Origin of the sequence: Paracoccus litorisediminis, from assembly GCF_009711205.1 — a bacterium.
Taxonomy (GTDB): domain Bacteria; phylum Pseudomonadota; class Alphaproteobacteria; order Rhodobacterales; family Rhodobacteraceae; genus Paracoccus; species Paracoccus litorisediminis.
In genome coordinates this window covers 189,850-207,557 of the sequence record NZ_WMIG01000005.1, presented here as the reverse complement: position 1 = coordinate 207,557, position 17,708 = coordinate 189,850, and the positions used below count along the sequence as shown (strand labels likewise).

Below are 17,708 nucleotides of genomic sequence, written 5' to 3'. Positions count from 1 at the left end.
GGTCAGCCTTTCACTGCGCCGGCAGTCAGTCCACGGACGAAATATCGGCCCGCGACGACATAGACGAAAAGGGTGGGAAGGGCGGCGATCATGGCGGCAGCCATGTCGACATTGTATTGCTTGCGGCCCATGGTCACGTTGACCACGTTGTTCAGCGCGACCGTGACGGGCGACGACTCGCCTGCGGTGAACGAGACGCCGAACAGGAAGTCGTTCCATATCTGGGTGAACTGCCAGATGCAGGACACAACCATGATCGGCAGCGCCGCCGGTAGCATGATCGAGAAGAAGATGCGGAAGAAGCCTGCACCGTCGATCTGCGCCGCCTTGGTCAGCTCGTCCGGGATGGTCACGAAGTAGTTGCGGAAGAAAAGCGTCGTGAAGCAGATGCCATAGACCGTGTGGACCAACACGAGGCCTGGAATGGTCCCCGACAGACCCAGCCTGCCCAGAACCTGCGCCATCGGCAGGATCACCGCCTGAAATGGCAGGAAGCAGCCGAATAGCAGCAATCCGAAGATCAGGTTCGATCCCTTGAAGCGCCATTTCGTCAGGACATAGCCGTTGAGCGCCCCGATCCCCGTCGACAGCAGGACCGCCGGGACCACCATCATCAGCGAGTTGATGAAATAGGGTTTCAAGCCGGTGCAGGCGGTGCCGATGCAGGCCTGGCTCCACGCTTTGGCCCAGGCCTCGAAGGTCAGGACCTTGGGAAGGCCGATGAAGGAGCCGCCATAGATCTCGTCCAGCGGCTTCAGTGAGGTCACGACCATGACCCAGAGCGGCATGAGGTAGAAGGCCGCAAGGCCAATCAGGCCGCTATAGATCATCGTGCGCCCGATCATGCGCGAGCGCGCTGCAGATCCGTATTCAATGGCCATCGCGACCCTCCTTCAGCTCGGAGTAAAGGTAAGGGATGATGATCGCGGCGACGGTCATCAGCATCATGATCGCGCTTGCGGCACCAACGCCCATCTGGTTCCGCCGGAAGACCGAGGAGAACATGAAGGTCGACGGCACTTCGGTCGCGCTGCCCGGCCCGCCATTGGTCATTGCCAGCACCAGATCGAAGTTCTTGATCGAGATGTAGCTGAGCAGAACAATCACCGACAGGAAGGCCGGTCGCAGCATCGGCACGATGATGCTGGCATAGATGCGGGGCAGGGAGGCCCCCTCGATCTGGGCGGCCTTGATCACCGAGTTGTCGATGCCCCGCAGCCCGGCCAGAAAGATCGCCATGGCGAAGCCCGAGCTTTGCCAGACCGCCGCGATGACGATCGTATAGATCGCGAAATCGGGCTGGGTGATCCAGTTGAAGACGAAGCTTTCCCAGCCAAGCCCGTTCACCACCTTCTGGATGCCAAGATTGGGATTCAGGATCCATTTCCAGGCGGTACCCGTCACGATGAAGGACAAGGCCATCGGATAGAGGTAGACCGCGCGCAGCGCGCCCTCGGCCCGGATGTTTTGATCCAGCAGGATCGCCATGATCAACCCGACCGCGATGGTCACGGCCAGAAACAGAGCCGAGAAGATGAAAAGGTTCGCGACGGCGGTGTGCCAGCGCGGCGTGGCCCAGAGCCGGTAGTACTGCTCCAGCCCGACGAAATCGTATTGCGGCACCATCTTCGAGGACGAGACCGAGATCCAGCCTGTCCAGGCGATGAACAGATAGACCCCGACAATGACCGCGAGCAGGCTCGGCGCCAAGACCAGACGCGGCAACCAGTCAGCGAACCGGTCCGCAATGCTTTTCTTTCGGGCCATGACGGTCCTCCGCGCGGGTTGGGGGGACCCGCCGATCCTGAGATCGGCGGGCTGCGGATCAGCGGGCGTTATCGATGCCATCGACCAACAACTGCATTGCGTCCTCGGAGGACATTTCGTTGACGAAGAACTGGGCGGCGACGTCGCTGAACACTGCCGAGAATTGCGGCTGAGCCGCAAAGCCATGTGTCGCCCCGCCCAGCATCGCGTTGTTTTCGATCGCGGTTGCGCGTTCCTCGAAGCCCTTCTTGGCGCAATCGTCGAAATCATCGACGCCAAGATCGGTGCGAGCCGGGATCGAGCCCTTGATCAGGTTGAAATCATGCTGGACCTTGGGGTCCATGACTACCTCGGCCAGCGCCACCTGAGCCTTAGACACCTCGGGGTCCGAGACTTTGAACACGCCGAAGCTGTCGATGACGAACTGGAAGGACGGCGTTTCCGACGGCGTCGCAAAGCACAGGAAGTCGCTGCCAGGCTTCAGGCCCTTGGCCAGAAACTCGCCCTTGGCCCAGTCGCCCATGACCTGCATTGCGGCCTGCCCGTCGATCACCATGCCAGTTGCCACCGCCCAGTCACGGCCGTTGAAGCCGTCGTCGACAAGGCCACGCACCTGACGCAGCGTGTCGAAGACCTGTTTCATCGTGTCCGAGTTGAGCGCCTCGGGGTCCAGATCGACCAGCGCCTTGCGGTAAAAGTCAGGTCCTCCGATGTCCGAGACCAGCGCATCGAAAACGACCTGGATCTGCCAGGGCTCGTCACCGATCGCGAGGGGGATGATGCCCGCGGCCCTCAGCTTGTCGCCATCGGCGATCAGATCGGCCCAGGTCTTGGGTTGTTCGATCCCTGCCTTGTCGAAGGCGGCCTTGTTGGCCCAGACCCAGTTCTGGCGGTGCATGTTGATCGGCACGGCGATCAGGTCGTCGCCATTCTTAACGAAGGGCAGCACCTGCGGCGCGATCGTGGCCTGCCAGCCATTCGCCTTGTCGAGGTCGTTGAGGTCGCGCATCACCCCTTCCTTGGACCAGTCGATGCCTTCCCAGCCGATGAACTGCATGGCACCGGGCGGATTGCCCGCAGCAAGGCGCGACCGCAGCGCCTGCTGCATGTTGCCGCCGGACATGCCGCCGACCGCGCTGTCCTGCCAGCCATAACCCTTGGTGGCCAGCGCCTCGCGGATGGTGTTCAGCGCCGCAACCTCGGATTCCGAGACCCAGTGGTGCAGCACCTCGATCTTGGTTTCGGCGTGCACCGGTAGGGCGGCGGCCAGTGCCAGCGTGCTGGCGATCAGGGCAGAGGACAGTTTTCTCATGGTGGATTCCCCGTGTTGGATGAGATGAGAAAGCCCGGCGGCGTTCCGCGCGTCTCGGGATGGAATGGGATCAGGCATCGACGGCGGCCCCGTATCCGACATTGCGCTTGCCGTAGCGGCGGACGCGGATATTGGCCTGCTCGGCATGGCCGACGAAGCCTTCCATGTGGCACAGGCGCGAGGCATAGGCGCCGATCATGGCCGAGGCCTCGTCGGTCAGGACCTTCTGGTAGGTGCAGGTTTTCAGGAACTTCCCTACCCACAGCCCGCCGGTATAGCGCGCGGCTCTGAGCGTCGGCAGCGTGTGGTTGGTGCCGATCACCTTGTCACCAAAGGCAACATTGGTGCGCGCACCAAGGAACAGCGCGCCGTAATTCGTCATGTTGTTCAGAAAGTAGTCGGGGTCCGCCGTCATCACCTGGACATGCTCAGAGGCGACCCGGTCGCCCTCGGCGACCATCTCGTCCAGCGTGTCGCAAAGGATGATCTCGCCATAATCCTCCCATGCCTTCCGCGCGATCTCGGCTGTGGGCAGGATCGCGAGCAGGCGGTCGATCTGTGCCAGCGTATCGCGGGCGAGCTTTTCGGAATTGGTGATCATCACGGCGGGAGAGTTCGCGCCATGCTCGGCTTGACCCAGCAGGTCGGTGGCGCAGATCTCGCCGTCTACCGTGTCATCGGCGATAACCAGAGTCTCGGTCGGTCCTGCAAATAGGTCGATGCCGACCCGACCGAACAGCATGCGCTTGGCCTCAGCCACATAGGCATTGCCGGGGCCGGCGAGCATATCTACCGGCTCGATGCTCTCGGTGCCAAGGCCCATGGCCGCGATGGCCTGCACGCCGCCAAGGCAATATATCTCGTCCGCTCCGGCCAGTGCCTGCGCCGCAACGATCTTCTCGGCGATCTTGCCTTTGAATGGCGGGGCGCAGGTGATAACGCGCCCGCAACCCGCGACCTTGGCGGTCAGCACCGTCATATGGGCCGAGGCGAGCAGCGGATACTTGCCCCCCGGAACATAGCAGCCGACATTTTGGACCGGCACGTTCCGGTGACCAAGCACCACGCCCGGCAGTGTTTCCACCTCGAGGTCGAGCATGGTATCGCGCTGGGCCTGGGCGAAGTTGCGGATCTGCTCCTGCGCAAAGTCGAGATCGTGACGTTCCTGCCGGGTCAGCCCGTCGATGCAGGCGGCAATCTCGGCCTCGGTCAGTCGGTAGCTGTCGCGGTCGAGCCCGTCGAACCTGATGCTAAGCTCGCGGACGGCCTTGTCGCCACCGTCGGCAACCTGTGCCAGCAGCTCTTCGACGGCCTCAGTCACGGCCGGGTCGGTCTGGTCGCCTTGGCTAAGGCGCGCGGTTTTCACATGCCGGATCATGGCAAATCTACCTCACGGGGTGCGCCACCACGGCCACCCGATCTGAATTCTGGAAGGGGGAGGGAAGGAAGGCTGGGGGCGGGCGGGCCGCCCCCGCTCGGGTCAGAGCATCTGCTCTTTCGCGCGCATTTCGGCGTAGGCTTCCTGTTCCTTTTCGTAATAGGCGGGCGAGGGGAAATCCCACCAGCCAGTGGCGAAGGGCCCGGCCGCATCGCGCGATACGATCACCTCGACCAGCGTCGGCCCGTCGGTCTCCAGTGCAGCTTGTAGGGCGACTTCAAGATCCTCGTCCTTCTCGACCTTCCACGCCTCAAGGCCAAAGGCCCGTGCCGAGGCAGCGATGTCGGCGGAGTAGGGCTCGCCGTTGCCGGCATGGTGGTTGAACTCGGATGCGACATGGCGGCCCATGAACTTGCGCTGCCCGCCCCGGATCGACATGTAGCCTTGGTTGTTCAGCACCAGGAACACCACGTTGATCCCGTTCATGACCGCCGTGCCCATTTCCGGCAGCGACATCATGAAATCGCCGTCGCCGACGATCGCCACGACCTTCTTGTCGGGGCAGGCGAGTTTCGCGCCCATCGCTGCCGGAACCGCCCAGCCCATCGGCGAGTAGGAGCCCGAAGTCAGGTGGGTGCGCGGCAGATAGACCGGGAAGCTCTGCTTGACCGAACCCTGCGTGTTACCCGACCCGACGACGACGATCCCGTCGCGCGGCAGCACCTTGCGCAGCGCGACCAGCGGCCGCTGCGAGGTGAAGGGCGTCTCGCGGCTTGTCTCGCGCGGCTCGACCAGCGCGCGCCAGTCGGCCTTGGCCTGCGCTACCTCGGCATGGAAATCGGCGTTCCGCGCCCGCAACTTCTGGCCATCCTCGGCCGGGATAGCGGCAAGGATTTGCTCCAGCGCAATCTTGGCGTCCGAGACAATGCCGACTTCGGTCGGATAGGTCTTGCCGATCTCGCGCGGGTCAAGGTCGATATGGATGAGCTTGCCGGGCGGGAAGCTGAATGAGACGCCCTTGGCATAGGACGAGGCCGACCAGTCGGTGAAGCGGCAGCCGACCGAAATCACGACATCGGCCGAGGCGGTGATCTTGTTGCCGCAGGTCGTGCCGGTCTGCCCAACCGCGCCAATGAACAGGTTGTTGTCCTCGGCAATCGCGCCCTTGCCGTTCCAGGTGATCGAAACGGCGGCCCCGATCCGTTCAGCCAGCGCGGTCAACTCGGCCGAGGCATTTGCGGTGATCGCGCCGCCACCGGCGACGATGACCGGACGTCGCGCACCCAGCAGCAGGTCGACCGCTGCCTGAATTGCGCGGGGATCGGGGTGGGCAACGCCCAGCGGCATCCGTTTCTCAAGCGGGTGGATCGCCACATCGGCGGCATCGACCTGCACATCCATCGGCACCTCGACATGGACCGGGCCGGGACGGCCGGTCAGCATCTCGTTGAAGGCGCGGTGCATGATCGTCGGCAGCGCGGTGGTCGATTGTGCCTGCCATGCGCGCTTGGTCACCTGCTCGGTGATTCGGGGGAAGGCATTGTCCTGTTGGCGCTCCAACTCCTGCATGGTGCCGTGGCCCTGCATGTAGGTCTGGGGCGAGCCCGAGACGTAGAACACCGCCGTCGAGTCGCAATAGGCCGTGGCAAGCCCGATGATCGTATTGGCCGCACCCGGCCCGACCGAGGTCGAGCACGCCATCGGCTTACCCGAGGCGCGGAAGTAGCCATCCGCCATGTGAACCGCGCTTTGTTCGTGCATCACCTGAATGAAGGGGATTTCCGATCCTTCCTGCAGAAAGGCGTCGAATAGCGCCCAGATGCCGTGGCCCGGAACGCCTGCCACATATTCCACGCCATATTCCTTCAGCGCCTTTGCCACGACTTGGCCACCGGTAAGTTTCATCGCATTCCCCGTCTGGTTGGCTGCACCGATTTCGATCAGGTGCAAATCTGATTTCGATTTCCCTGATGCTGCGGGCTTGACGATTTTGTCGCAATTTCGCATCGCTATGAATCATGACGCATACTGACGCACCGAGTGCGAAGGCATTGGACGATGACTGGAATTCCCGGCACTGACGACAAGATGACGAATTTCGCCGCCAACCTGCGGCTGCTCTGCGATCGGCAGGGGTCGATCTCGCTGATTTGCCGCAAGCTCGGCATCAATCGTCAGCAGTTCAACAAGTATCTGTCCGGGCGGCACATGCCCTCGTCCGGGAATATCCGCATCGTCGCGAATTATTTCGGTTTGGGGCCAGAGGTACTTTTTGCCGAGCACGAGCATTTCCGCGCGCTGGTCGACGGCAATTTCTTTGACGTGCTGGACCATCTGCGCCGTGCGCCCCAGGTGGTGCGATTCCTCGACACAGTCGCCGTCTCGACCAAGATCGACATGGGGGAATATGTCGGCTGCTACGACCGCTACCAGTATTCCTCAATCTACTCGCGCAAGATCCTGCGCTCTGCCTTCTGCATCTTCCAGAACGGCGATTTCCTGAATCACTACTATATCGAGCGCTTCCCGAGTTACGACAATCCGGCCCGGACCGAATACATTTTCAAGTATCACGGCTTCACCTTCCCGGTGGAGGACAGGGTGTTTACCATCGACTTCGAGACCGTGCAGCGCAACGAATTCACCTTCGGCATCTTCTCAAACGTGCAGCGTAGCTCCAAGCGCTTCATGTTCGGCATTGTCAGCGGGGTGGCGGCAACCATGTTCCGCCAGCCTTTCTCAACACGGGCAGTGCTGCACTATCGCAAGGCCGGTTTGCTTAGTCGGGCTGAATTGCAGTCGACGACCACGCTTGACATGAACGATCCCTCGATCCCGCGCGAGGCGCGCGAATATCTGGGAGAAAGCCCCGACATGATCAAACCGGCCTGACGCGCTGGGCGGTTTTTTCCGCGTCAGTCTGCGTCAGTTTTAGGCCTGTCGCGCAATGGTTTGCGCCATGGTTCCGTGCTGTCTTGGGTGCAACAGAACCCGAAAGGCCGAGCATATGCACAACCAGACTAGAGACCTTGCCTTTGCCGATGACTTCATTCTGGCAAAGCTTGTTGAAAACGCCCGCGATTTCGCAGTCGAGGACGCCGTCGTCGTCAACCTGAGCCCCGAGCCGATGGTAACGGGCAACGACCATCCGGCGATCGTTCCTGCATGGAAATCGACCTGGCTCAAGGGCGGGACGATCAAGTCGGCGGATCGCGCGGTGATCATCAAGGTGCGCCAGCCCACCAATCTTGGCGGCTGCATGTTCCGCGGCTGGGACTGGCTCGGCAACCGGATCAAGAGCTTTCCCCGCGACACGCCGCTTTTCATCTCGGCCCAGGACAGCATCGGCAGGGTGACGACCGACGCCCGGGTCTTCACCAACGAACGCAAGTCGCCCGAGGCACCGCAGGAATTTGAGCTGAAGCTGAACCTGTGGTGGTCGCCGGGCGATACCGACTGCTTCATCCATAACGAGCACCCTTTCCTTGAGGTGCATACCCAGATCCACGGCCTTGGCCGGATGCAGAAGTTCCGCGAGCGCGACGCCGAAACCCTCTATGAGGACGTGGTAATGCCGATCGGCTATTCGCATGACCCGTTCTGCCGCGTGACCGGTCCGAACCAATGGACCTATCCTTGGCACCGCTACTATGCCGACACCGATTCGGTGTGGCTCGCGGTCGAACTGCACCCGCAGGGCTGACAGGTCATTGCGATGATCTCTGGCGGATCATGGACCCGAACCGAGACGGACGAGCTGGGCAGCCGCAAGCTGCCTGGCGATGCGCTTTACGGTATCAACACGCTACGCGCCGCCGAGAACTTCCCGGTCTCGGGCATGCAGATAGAGGCACTTCAACCGCTAATCCATGCCATGGCTCTGACGAAGAAGGCCGCGGCGATGGCCAACCATCGTCTGGGAAAGCTCTCGGCGCGCAAGGCCGAGGTGATCGGCCGGGTCTGTGATGAGCTGATGGCGGGCCAGCATGCTACTCAGTTCATCGTCGATGTCTTTCAGGGCGGCGGCGGCACGTCGAGCCATATGAACATGAACGAGGTCATCGCCAATCGCGGGCTGGAACTGATGGGCCACGTCTGCGGGCAATACGAGCATCTGCACCCGGTCCGCGATGTAAACCGGTCGCAATCGACGACGGATGTGCATGCCACCGCGCTGCGCATCGCCTTGATGCAGGCCGCGCCGCATCTGGAAGCGGCCGTCCGGGATCTGGCCGACGCCTTTGCCGCCAAGGGGCAAGAGTTTGCGGGCATCCTGAAGCTTGCCCGCACCCATCTGCAGGACGCCGTGCCGATGACGCTGGGCGAGGAGTTCACCGCATTCGCCAGCGCGCTCAGGCAGGAAGGCGCGCGGATCTGGCCTGCCTCACAGGCGCTGGCCGGGCTGAACCTTGGCGGGACGATGGTCGGCAGCGGCCTGACCGCGCAACCCGAATTCGCCGATGCCGTGATCGCCGAGTTGCAGCGCCTGACCGAGTTGCCGTTGAGCCGGGCCGAGGATCTGGTCTCGGCTGCCTGGAGCACGGCGGATCTGGTACAATTCTCGGGCATGTTGCGCGGCGTCGCGCTGACCATGTCCAAGATCGCCAGCGATCTGCGCCTGCTGTCCTGCGGTCCGCGCGGGGGATTGGGTGAAATATTGCTGCCTGCGGTGCAGCATGGCTCGCCGGTAGTCGAGGGCAAGATGAACCCGGTTATCCCCGAGATGATCAATCAGGTCGCGATCCATGTCGCGGGGGCTGATGCCTCGGTCGGCATGGCGGCACAGGCGGGGCAGTTGCAACGCAATCCCTTCGAGCCGCTGATCGCGCATTGTCTACTGACCGGTATCGGCATGATCACCAATGCCGCCCGCATCCTTGCCCGGCGCTGCGTTGACGGCATCCGCCCCGACCCCAGCGCATGCGCCGCGCATCTCTCTGACCCCCATACGCTGATCGCAGGGCTGACGACCATGGTCGGCCCCGAGATTGCGGCTGCCATTGCCTCATCTGTCGCCGCAGGAATGGCGCTGGACGAGGCGATGCGTCACTACGGGCTTGGCCCGTTCACCTCAGTTACGGATAACACATGACGAACTCCAAGTCGGACGCCTATGCCGTCCTCTTGCCCGCGATCGACGATCTTGACCTGACCGACCCTCTGGCACGGTTCCTGGATGAGGGTGGGCGGGCCTTCCTGATCGGCGAGACCCGCGACGAATATGTCGGCCGCGCGATGTCCAAGGCGCGCCGTGCAACTGAGACCGCCGAAGACATTCGCAACCTGACGCAGCAGATTCGCCATCGCGCCGGACCTGCGCTGGTCGCATTGGATCAGGAGCCTGCGGGCATTTGCCGGCTGCACGGGCTGGTCGCGGCCCTGCCGGATGACCTGAGCGCGGCCTCCTCGGGCGAGATCGAGCGGATATCCTTCGACATTGCCACCGCCGCGCGCGGGATGGGAGTGACGCTGTTCCTGTCCCCTGTGCTGGACGTGGTGACCGGCCGCAATCCTTGGCTTTCGGGCCGCACGTTGGGCACCGATCCGGACGAGGTCGCGCGCGTCGCTGCGGCCTTTATCCGGGGGGTCGAGTCGGCGGGCATCATTTCCTGCGCCAAGCATTTCCCCGGCCATCACGATATCGACGGCGATCCGGCGATCGAGGTGGCGACGGTCAGCGGCGGGGCAGGGGATCTGGCACCGGGGATGATCCCGATGCGCGCGGCAATCAATGCGGAGGCGCGCGCGATAATGACCGGCCCGGCTCTGGTGCCGGGAATGGACCCGGTCATGCCGTCCTCCCTTTCCGCTCCGACCATTGGCCGGCTTCGTGAGATGGGCTTTACCGGGCTGGTGGTCAGTGACGATCTGGACGCCATCGGCACCTTGCGGGGCGAACGTAACGTGGCGGGCGCGGCTATCGCGGCGCTTGCGGCAGGATCGGACCTGCTGCTCCTCTCGGCCGCGAACGACCTCGAAGAAATCCGAACACGCATCCTTGCGGCAGTATCCGACGGAACGCTTCCCGAGGCGCGGCTGGCCGATGCCGCCGCCCGCGTCCGCGCCCTTGCCGACAGCACGGAGGTCTGAGGGATGCGGATTGAGCATGTCGCACTTTGGTCCCGCGATCTGTCGGGTGCAGTCGAGTTCTGGTGCCGAAATTTCGGCGCCACGGCCTCTGCCGAATATGCCAGCCGCAACCGGCCGGGATTCCGCTCGGTCTTCCTGAGCCTGCCGGAGGGGCCGCGGATCGAACTGATGACTGGTCCCTGGATCGCGGCAGCCCCGCCCGAGGCCGAGGGCTGGGCGCATGTCGCCCTTGCCCTTGGCAGCGAGCAGGCGGTTCGCGACAAGGCGGGGGCCTTTGCCGCGATGGGGCTTTTGCTGTCCGGCCCACGCTGGACCGGGGACGGCTATTTCGAGGCGACAGTCGCCGCCCCCGACGGCACTCTGATCGAGATCACTGTTTGATTTTGACGCGGGCCCGGTCGGGCCCGCATCCCGTCACAGGTTGTCGCGGAACCATCCGACAGTCCGTGGCGCAAGCTCGGCCCGGACCAACGCGTCCGACGTCCCGGCCCCAAAATCGTGGTCGGATTCCAGCAGAACAAGGTCCTCGGCCCCGGCGTGGTAGCGTAGCAATTGTTGGGCGGCGTAAGGTTGCGGGGCCACGATCGTCTCGTTCCGGCCGGCGATGACCCTGAGCGGTCCGGGATAGGACGCAAGCGCAGCCGCCGCGGAAGTCTCGGGCAATTCGTGGAAAAAGGCCCCGTTCAGCGTAGTCTGGCCGCCCCATGACAGATCGGCGGTCACCGCATGGTCGCTGGTGGCGGCAAGGCCCTCTGCCACCTTGTCTGCGCCCATGATTGTCGCATAGGTCGCCATCGGATTGGCGACGGGCGCCCAGAGCACCGCTGCACGTGTTTCGGGGCGGGCGGCGGCTAGATGCGCGCCGACCAGCCCGCCCTGACTGTAGCCCAGGATGCCAATGCGATGTCCATCGACGCCCGGCAATGCCTGAAGATAGTCGAAGGCATCCACTGCATCGGCGATCTGGCCCGAGAAGGTCGTGTTCGCCCACTTACCGGAGCTTTCGCCCGACCCGGCAAAGTCGATCCTGAGCGAGGCGATCCCGGCCTTGGCAAGTTCCTCTGCCATCAGGGTGAAAAGGCCGGTCTGAGTTCCGGCGACGGTGAATTCGTTCTTGGAGCCGGTAAAGCCGTGCAGCATCAAAACGACCGGGGGATTTTCCGCGCCCTCGGGAAGGGTCAGGATACCCGCGATCCGCTTGTCGGCGCGCTCCACGGTCACGGTTTTCTCACCCGCCACGGCCATCGTGGCCGACAGTGCCGCAAGGCCAAGGGCCGCAAGTCTCAGGGTCATATGCTCTCTCCTTGTTGGGTGTCAGGCGCGGCGCATCATGTCGGCGAGCTTCTCGCCGATCATGATGCAGACCGCATTGGGATTGCCCGAGATCAGCGTGGGCATGATCGAGGCGTCGGCGACGCGCAGCCCGTCGATCCCGTGGACGCGCAGTTCCGGATCGACCACGGCCATCTCGTCGCGGCCCGCGCGGCACGTGCCTGCCGGATGCAGGGCAGCATGGGCAGCGGTCTGGCAGAACCGGCGCACCTGATCGCGGGAGATTGGTCCCGCCTCGGGCAGTTGGCGGCGCGCGACATAGCGGCTGATAGCCGATTGCTCCATCACCTCCAGCGCGAAAAGCGTGCCGTCGGTGATCGTCTCAAGGTCATGGGGATCGCCGAAATAGTTCGGGATCACCCGTGGATGGGCGGCGGGGTCGGCGCTGTTCAGCCGCACTTCCCCGCGCGAGCGTGGTCGGATCTGGCCAAGGTTGACGGTGCAGCCATTGCCACCCGGCACCGCCTCGACCCCTTCCTCGATCCCGGCGCCCACGACCATGAAATATTGCATGTCGGGATGCTTCTCGGCGCGATCAGCCCACCAGAAGGCACCGCCCTCGATCAGGTTCGACGCCGCCGGACCATCCCGGAACATCAGATAGTTGAGGCCCGCAAGCGCCTTCCAGTGAGGCTTCTTGTACTTGTCGTAGCTGTGGGGACCGTTCAGCTGATAGATCAGCGAGATCTCAATATGGTCCTGAAGGTTCTGGCCGACGCCGGGCAGGTCATGCACGACCTCGATCCCGTGGCGCGTAAGCTCGCCTGCGGGGCCGATCCCCGACAGCATCAGAAGCTTTGGCGTATTGATCGCGCCGGCCGACAGGATCACCTCGCGCCGGGCGCGGATGGTCCGGACCTTGCCAGCCATGACATATTCGACGCCCACCGCGCGACCTTTCTCGGTCAGGACGCGCAGCACCTTTGCCCCGGTCGTGATCGTCAAGTTTCGCCGCTTCTTCGCGGGCTTCAGATAGGCGACCGCCGCGCTGCTGCGCCGCCCGTCCCGCGCCGTGATCTGGTAAAGCCCGCAGCCCGCCTGATCGCCAGAGTTGAAATCCGGGTTCAGCGGCAACCCCTTTTGCTGGCATGCCTGCAGCCAAGCGCGGGTTAGCGGGTGGATGCGTTCGATATCCGAGACGCCAAGCGGCCCGTCCATGCCATGCGCCTCGTTGCAGAAACGGTTGTTCGCCTCGGCCTTGCGGAAATAGGGCAGGACATCGCCATAGTTCCAGCCGGTTGCTCCAAGGCTTTCCCACATGGCGTAATCATCGGGATTGCCGCGTATGTAGATCATCGCATTGACCGAGGAGCCGCCGCCCAGCACGCTGGCCTGCACCATCGTCGGCTGTTCCGCGCGGTTCTGGGCATCCGTCGGCTCCCACGGCATGCGTTTCAGCAGGGGGCCTTGCGCGGTCTTGTAATAGGCGCCGGGGATATGGATCCACGGACTGCGATCGCGCGGCCCTTCCTCAAGCAGGACGACTTCGCTGCCCTGATCCTCGCTAAGGCGCGAGGCCATGACGCAACCGGTCGATCCGCCGCCCACGATGATGTAATCCGCCTCTGTCATCCCGCGCATCCTTTCGCTCTGGTTCCAGAGTTAAGCGGATGCGGGGGGCATGCCGCAATTTCGCAAGCCCCATTGTCCTGACGCAGCCAGATGCGTGAATTGCGTCAGAGTGCGTCAGTATTCGGGGTGCTGCGAAATTGCCGGCAGCGCGCGTGGGCGCGAGATTTGGCCGACACATTGCAACCGGAGGACGGCATGACCGCATCAGACCAACAGATTATCCTGCATTCCCTGATCGCGCGGGATGCGACCATGACCATGGACCTGAAGCTTGCGCGCGATCTGGGCTATGACGGGATCGAGCTTTCGGCGGCCAAGATGCGCGCTTTCCTTGCCGGAGGCTGGTCAGAAGCCGAGCTTGCAGAGCGCCTGCGCCCGTTCAACATCCCGGGCATCGGCTTCCTATTGGACATTGAACGGCACGGGGCGGATCATGCGGCATTGATGCAGGATGCCGCGGCCCTTTTCCATCTGGCCAAACTCACCGGGGCTAAGGGCGTACAGGCGATCACCGGGCCGGTTTCGCTGGCGGCGGTCCGAGCTCATGCGGAGGGGCAGCCGGTCGATGGCTATCGCGGCACTCTTGGGCTGACGCGAGACGAGCAGATGCGCATCACCACAGCCAACCTTGTCCGTCTGTCCGACATGGCGGCCGAGAACGGGTTGATCCTTTACTTCGAGGCGCTCGCATGGTGTCCGCTGAACAGGATCGTGGACCAACTGGAGTTGCTCGACCGCGCTGGGCGTCCAAACCTGAAAATGGTGGTCGATTTCTGGCATTGCTATGCCTCGGGCGACACGCCGGAAGATGTCGCGCGGATCGACAAGGACCTGATCTACGGTATTCATCTCTGCGACTCTCATCCCCATCCCGGCGGCCTTCCGGACGAGGGCGTGTTGCGCGACGTGCCGACCGGCAAGGGGGCGCTGAATCTTCGCGAATGGGTGGATGCGGTCAAATCAACCGGCTATGTCGGGTGGTGGAGTGGCGAGCTATTCTGCCGCAGGCAGCATCAGGACGACAGTTTCCGGGTCGCTGCAGAGATGAAGACATTGTTCGAAGATCTGGTCCTGTGAGGCACTGAATTTGACTGGCTATCCGACGGCGCGCCTGACCCTTGGCGCATGCTTCCTTGCCGGGGGCTTCGGCATCGGCACATGGGGGGCGAACCTTCCCGCACTCGGTCGCCGCGCGGCGCTGGACGAAAGCGGCATCGGAATGGTGCTCTTATGCTTTGCGGCGGGCGCTATCCTTGCGATGAACCGCACGCCGCAGATGATCTCGCGCATCGGGGCCGAGCGGCTCGCCGTGCTTGCGGTCGGCCTCTTCGGATTGGGGGTCGCCTTGGTCGCTGCCGCGGCTCAGTTCGGAGTGGCGGTGCTGATCGCGGGCTTCTGCGGTGCGGCCTTCGGCGCGCTCGACGTCTCGATGAACAGCCATGCCGCCGATCTCGAGGCGCGGGCTAAGCGGCCGATCATGTCGGCCTTGCATGCAATGTTCAGCGGCGGCACGCTGGCTGGGGCCATGGTCTATGCAGCGCTGGCAAGGGCAGGGATCGGAGGCGCTGCGATCCTGCTTGCCGCAGGATGTACCATCGTCGTGATCGCCCTGGTGGCGTTCCAGCGCATGTCGCCCACAAGTGAGCGTAAGGCAGCCCATGATCACGGGACAGCGGCCGCGCGACCAGGCCCGCGGGCGCTGCGGCTTGGGCTTTTGGCCTTCGTGATCTTTCTTGCCGAGGGTGCGATCATGGACTGGTCGGCCATCTATCTGGTTCGGGTGCTCGGGACGACGGAAAGCACGGGAGCAGCGGGATACGGGGTCTTTGCGGCGGCCATGCTGATTGGGAGGCTGGTCGGTGACCGCGCCAATCAGATGCTGGGGCCGATGCGGCTTTTCGCGCTGGGAACTGCGCTTGTGACGGTCTCTCTCGCGGGCCTACTACTGTCAGGCAGCATCGTTGCGGCCTTCGTGGCGCTGGCGATGTGCGGGCTTGGCATGTCGAACATCATCCCGCTGATCTTCTCGTCCGCGGGCAGACTAGGCGCAACGGATGGCGGGCGATCGCTCTCTCGCGTTCTGACAATGGGCTATGCAGGCATTCTGCTTGGTCCCGCGCTGATCGGCTTTGTTGCCGAGGCGTCGTCATTGGAGATCAGCCTGACGATGGTCCTGTTAGGAGTCGCCGCAATGATGTTTTACGGCAAAGCGGCACTCAGTTGATTTATCGATCGTTGGCAATGCTCTTGTGTTCTGTCGCTCGGATCTTTTTCGCCGCTCGGCGAATGTCTCTCACGAAACGATTGGCCGCGCATTTCTGATCAACGGATTTCTTGCTCATCTTCCTTCCTTGGAAGCTACGATGAGCCAGAAATCCTCCCGCCATCAATCAACCAAATCTGTCCCATAGGCCCTGATGCCGGACAACGAGGCCCATATCGCGGCAAAGCCACAGCATCGCGTCGGGATCCTGCAAGCGGTGGAGGAGCAAGGCGCAGATGCGGCCGCACTGAACGAGATGGGGCTGCGAACCCGTACCGGCAAACTCTGGACCCGCGACAACCTGCGCAAGTTCCTGAAGGACAGCTGAGTCGTTTGGCATGGCCCATGGCCTGCTTTACCTCAGGAAGATGGCTGCGGCGCGCTACGACGGGTCGGTCTGGATGAAATTGCGGATGAGTACGGAGTCTCGCATCGCCGCGCCCAGCGGATGACCGATACGCTCGAAACCCTGTTTCAATGCGAGATAAGAGACGATGACCAGCGCAGGCGGCGTTGGAAGATCCGCGATGCGCGCCTGCTTCATCTCCCCCGGCACGCGGACTCTGCGCTGGAGGGGCTGGAGCTTGTGATCCGGGCGGTGAGGGACAGCCAGTGGTTGCGCCACGCTGCGGCGCTGTCGAATTCTCAACGCTGAAGTTCGAACGGTCGGCCAGCAAAGTCTCCCCAGCCCGGAATGGAGCGCGTGCTGACCTCTTCGAGCACATTGAGCGCTTTTATAACTTGCGGCGGCGCCACTCAAAACTGGGCTACATCGGCCCCATGGAGTTCGAAGCCCGCGCTATGCTAGCTTAACTTGCTATCCACAAAACCGGCAACAGCTCAGGTGCGTCTACACCATTAAAGCCTTGAAGGTTTGTATCTTCGCCTCGCGGTAGGCTCGCGGTGTCTGGTTTGTCCAGCGACGGAAGGCGTTCGTGAAGCTGCTCTGCTCGGAATAACCAAGGAGATAGGCCACCTGTCTGATCGAGAACGAGCGGTCGGCCAAGTAGCTTTTTGCTGCATCCCGTCGGACGTCGTTGACCAGTCCCTGATAGGATGTGCCCTCGGCCTGCAGCTTTCGCGCGAGTGTTCGTTCGCTCATTGCGACCGCTATGGCAATCTGGGCGATGTCTGGCGGCCCACCTTTTGGTAGCGCACCCAGAACCAGACGTTCAATGTCGAGCCGAAGCGCGGTCTTCTCTGAGCATTGGGCAGAGAGCAAGGCGTCACCAATACGCTGAAGTAGCGCAAGCAGGTGTGGGTCCGCACGCCGCATTGGCAGTGCAAGGGATGCCGGTTGGATCAACATTTCGGTCGCCTCGGCGTTGAAGGCGACGGGACAACCAAAGAATCGTGTGAACGCTTCACGAGACGACGCCCTTGGATGAGCAAAACGGACTTCGACCGCCTGGAACCGCTCGGAAACCATTTGGCGGGCAGCCATAAACCAGGACGCCATCCTGAACTCCGGTCCTTGCCGATGCATGCGGAAGTAAGGGTTCTTGCTGTCGAGCCGGATCGTGGCAACGTTGCCCAGCTCCTTCAACTCGATGTCGGCACTGGTGTCGCCCAACCTCACATAGCGAAGCCCATGCAGCACGCCTTCCCGGAAGGTCTTCGCCGAGATCGAGACATAGGTCGCCAAACCCGACCGCCGAACGTCGTAACTTTTCCCCAAATTCAACCCAAGTGTATCGTCCCCGGTCAGACTTGCCGCGCATTCCAGGAAGTCGATGCATTTCCGATCGCTCACGCGCTCATGGTCATCTGACAGGAATTGCGGATGCAACCGAGCCGACTGCAGGGCCCCCCGGATCGCGGCCGAATTCGCTCCGAGTTGCTCGGCGGCGTGCATGATCCAGGCAGACGGAAGCTCGTACATCAGGTGACCGCCCCGACGCTCTCTTCCGTCAGTCTAGGCACTTTGGCTTGATCAAGCAAGTTTTTGGCACTGTCCACAAACTATTTCAGTCGCTTGCGGACCATATTGGTGG

The 17,708-nt window shown here is 62.9% G+C and carries 17 protein-coding genes and 1 pseudogene; 9 read left to right on the top strand and 9 right to left on the bottom strand.

Features of this window, described 5'->3' with window-relative positions; all coding sequences use genetic code 11:
* Positions 1 to 2: 2 nt before the first annotated feature.
* The 5 genes from GL300_RS12450 to GL300_RS12430 form a co-directional block, all read right to left on the bottom strand.
* Positions 3 to 881: a carbohydrate ABC transporter permease gene (locus tag GL300_RS12450; protein WP_155039957.1), complete on the bottom strand. Its 879-nt coding sequence runs from the start codon at positions 879 to 881 to the stop codon at positions 3 to 5.
* Entirely contained in the window at positions 871 to 1,767 is an 897-nt protein-coding gene (locus tag GL300_RS12445) for a carbohydrate ABC transporter permease (RefSeq protein ID WP_155039956.1), read from the bottom strand. Before GL300_RS12445 ends, GL300_RS12450 begins: the two co-directional genes overlap by 11 nt.
* A 58-nt stretch (positions 1,768 to 1,825) precedes the next feature.
* Complete coding sequence (locus GL300_RS12440) at positions 1,826 to 3,079, bottom strand: ABC transporter substrate-binding protein (protein WP_155039955.1); 1,254 nt, start codon at positions 3,077 to 3,079, stop codon at positions 1,826 to 1,828.
* A 70-nt stretch (positions 3,080 to 3,149) separates the two neighbouring features.
* Positions 3,150 to 4,457 carry a histidinol dehydrogenase gene (gene hisD / locus GL300_RS12435; RefSeq protein ID WP_155039954.1) on the bottom strand — a complete coding sequence of 436 codons (1,308 nt, stop codon included), beginning with the start codon at positions 4,455 to 4,457 and terminating at the stop codon, positions 3,150 to 3,152.
* Between the two features lie 102 nt (positions 4,458 to 4,559).
* A complete protein-coding gene (locus GL300_RS12430) occupies positions 4,560 to 6,362 on the bottom strand; it encodes a thiamine pyrophosphate-binding protein (RefSeq protein WP_155039953.1) in 1,803 nt (600 codons plus the stop codon).
* Positions 6,363 to 6,515: 153 nt separating this feature from the next.
* Here GL300_RS12430 and GL300_RS12425 point away from each other — a divergent pair, with 153 nt between their 5' ends.
* From GL300_RS12425 to GL300_RS12405, 5 genes are all read left to right on the top strand, one after another.
* Complete coding sequence (locus tag GL300_RS12425; protein WP_155039952.1) at positions 6,516 to 7,349, top strand: helix-turn-helix domain-containing protein; 834 nt, start codon at positions 6,516 to 6,518, stop codon at positions 7,347 to 7,349.
* Between the two features lie 115 nt (positions 7,350 to 7,464).
* A complete protein-coding gene (locus GL300_RS12420) occupies positions 7,465 to 8,160 on the top strand; it encodes a hypothetical protein (RefSeq protein ID WP_155039951.1) in 696 nt (231 codons plus the stop codon).
* A gap of 12 nt (positions 8,161 to 8,172) precedes the next feature.
* A complete protein-coding gene (locus tag GL300_RS12415; RefSeq protein WP_155039950.1) occupies positions 8,173 to 9,549 on the top strand; it encodes an aspartate ammonia-lyase in 1,377 nt (458 codons plus the stop codon).
* Positions 9,546 to 10,547: a glycoside hydrolase family 3 N-terminal domain-containing protein gene (locus GL300_RS12410; RefSeq protein ID WP_155039949.1), complete on the top strand. Its 1,002-nt coding sequence runs from the start codon at positions 9,546 to 9,548 to the stop codon at positions 10,545 to 10,547. Before GL300_RS12415 ends, GL300_RS12410 begins: the two co-directional genes overlap by 4 nt.
* 3 nt (positions 10,548 to 10,550) lie before the next feature.
* Positions 10,551 to 10,928 carry a VOC family protein gene (locus GL300_RS12405; protein ID WP_155039948.1) on the top strand — a complete coding sequence of 126 codons (378 nt, stop codon included), beginning with the start codon at positions 10,551 to 10,553 and terminating at the stop codon, positions 10,926 to 10,928.
* 33 nt (positions 10,929 to 10,961) lie between these two features.
* On the opposite strand, the gene GL300_RS12400 is transcribed toward GL300_RS12405, so the two are convergent.
* Together GL300_RS12400 and GL300_RS12395 are read right to left on the bottom strand one after the other, a co-directional pair.
* Entirely contained in the window at positions 10,962 to 11,840 is an 879-nt protein-coding gene (locus GL300_RS12400; RefSeq protein WP_155039947.1) for an alpha/beta hydrolase family protein, read from the bottom strand.
* 21 nt (positions 11,841 to 11,861) lie between these two features.
* Positions 11,862 to 13,451 (bottom strand): GMC family oxidoreductase, encoded by a 1,590-nt coding sequence (locus GL300_RS12395; RefSeq protein WP_155039946.1) that lies wholly within the window; start codon positions 13,449 to 13,451, stop codon positions 11,862 to 11,864.
* A 195-nt stretch (positions 13,452 to 13,646) separates the two neighbouring features.
* On the opposite strand from GL300_RS12395, the gene GL300_RS12390 reads away from it, so the two are divergent.
* The 3 genes from GL300_RS12390 to GL300_RS12380 all read left to right on the top strand — a co-directional run bounded on the left by GL300_RS12390 (position 13,647) and on the right by GL300_RS12380 (position 16,042).
* Positions 13,647 to 14,528: a sugar phosphate isomerase/epimerase family protein gene (locus GL300_RS12390; protein WP_155039945.1), complete on the top strand. Its 882-nt coding sequence runs from the start codon at positions 13,647 to 13,649 to the stop codon at positions 14,526 to 14,528.
* A gap of 10 nt (positions 14,529 to 14,538) precedes the next feature.
* On the top strand, positions 14,539 to 15,675 hold the full coding sequence (locus GL300_RS12385; protein WP_246195162.1) for an MFS transporter: 1,137 nt from the start codon (positions 14,539 to 14,541) through the stop codon (positions 15,673 to 15,675).
* A 193-nt stretch (positions 15,676 to 15,868) separates the two neighbouring features.
* Positions 15,869 to 16,042 carry a hypothetical protein gene (locus GL300_RS12380; protein WP_155039943.1) on the top strand — a complete coding sequence of 58 codons (174 nt, stop codon included), beginning with the start codon at positions 15,869 to 15,871 and terminating at the stop codon, positions 16,040 to 16,042.
* Between the two features lie 54 nt (positions 16,043 to 16,096).
* Here GL300_RS12380 and GL300_RS12375 read toward each other — a convergent pair whose 3' ends face one another.
* Positions 16,097 to 16,258 (bottom strand): hypothetical protein, encoded by a 162-nt coding sequence (locus tag GL300_RS12375; RefSeq protein ID WP_155039942.1) that lies wholly within the window; start codon positions 16,256 to 16,258, stop codon positions 16,097 to 16,099.
* 98 nt (positions 16,259 to 16,356) lie between these two features.
* Between GL300_RS12375 and GL300_RS26680 the strand changes: the two are divergent.
* Positions 16,357 to 16,527: pseudogene (locus GL300_RS26680) on the top strand (IS3 family transposase); the annotation flags it as partial.
* A 37-nt stretch (positions 16,528 to 16,564) separates the two neighbouring features.
* Here the strand turns inward: GL300_RS26680 and GL300_RS12370 are convergent.
* The gene (locus GL300_RS12370) at positions 16,565 to 17,596 is read right to left on the bottom strand and encodes an AraC family transcriptional regulator (RefSeq protein WP_155039941.1); all 1,032 of its coding nucleotides are present in this window, start codon (positions 17,594 to 17,596) and stop codon (positions 16,565 to 16,567) included.
* Positions 17,597 to 17,708: the final 112 nt, after the last annotated feature.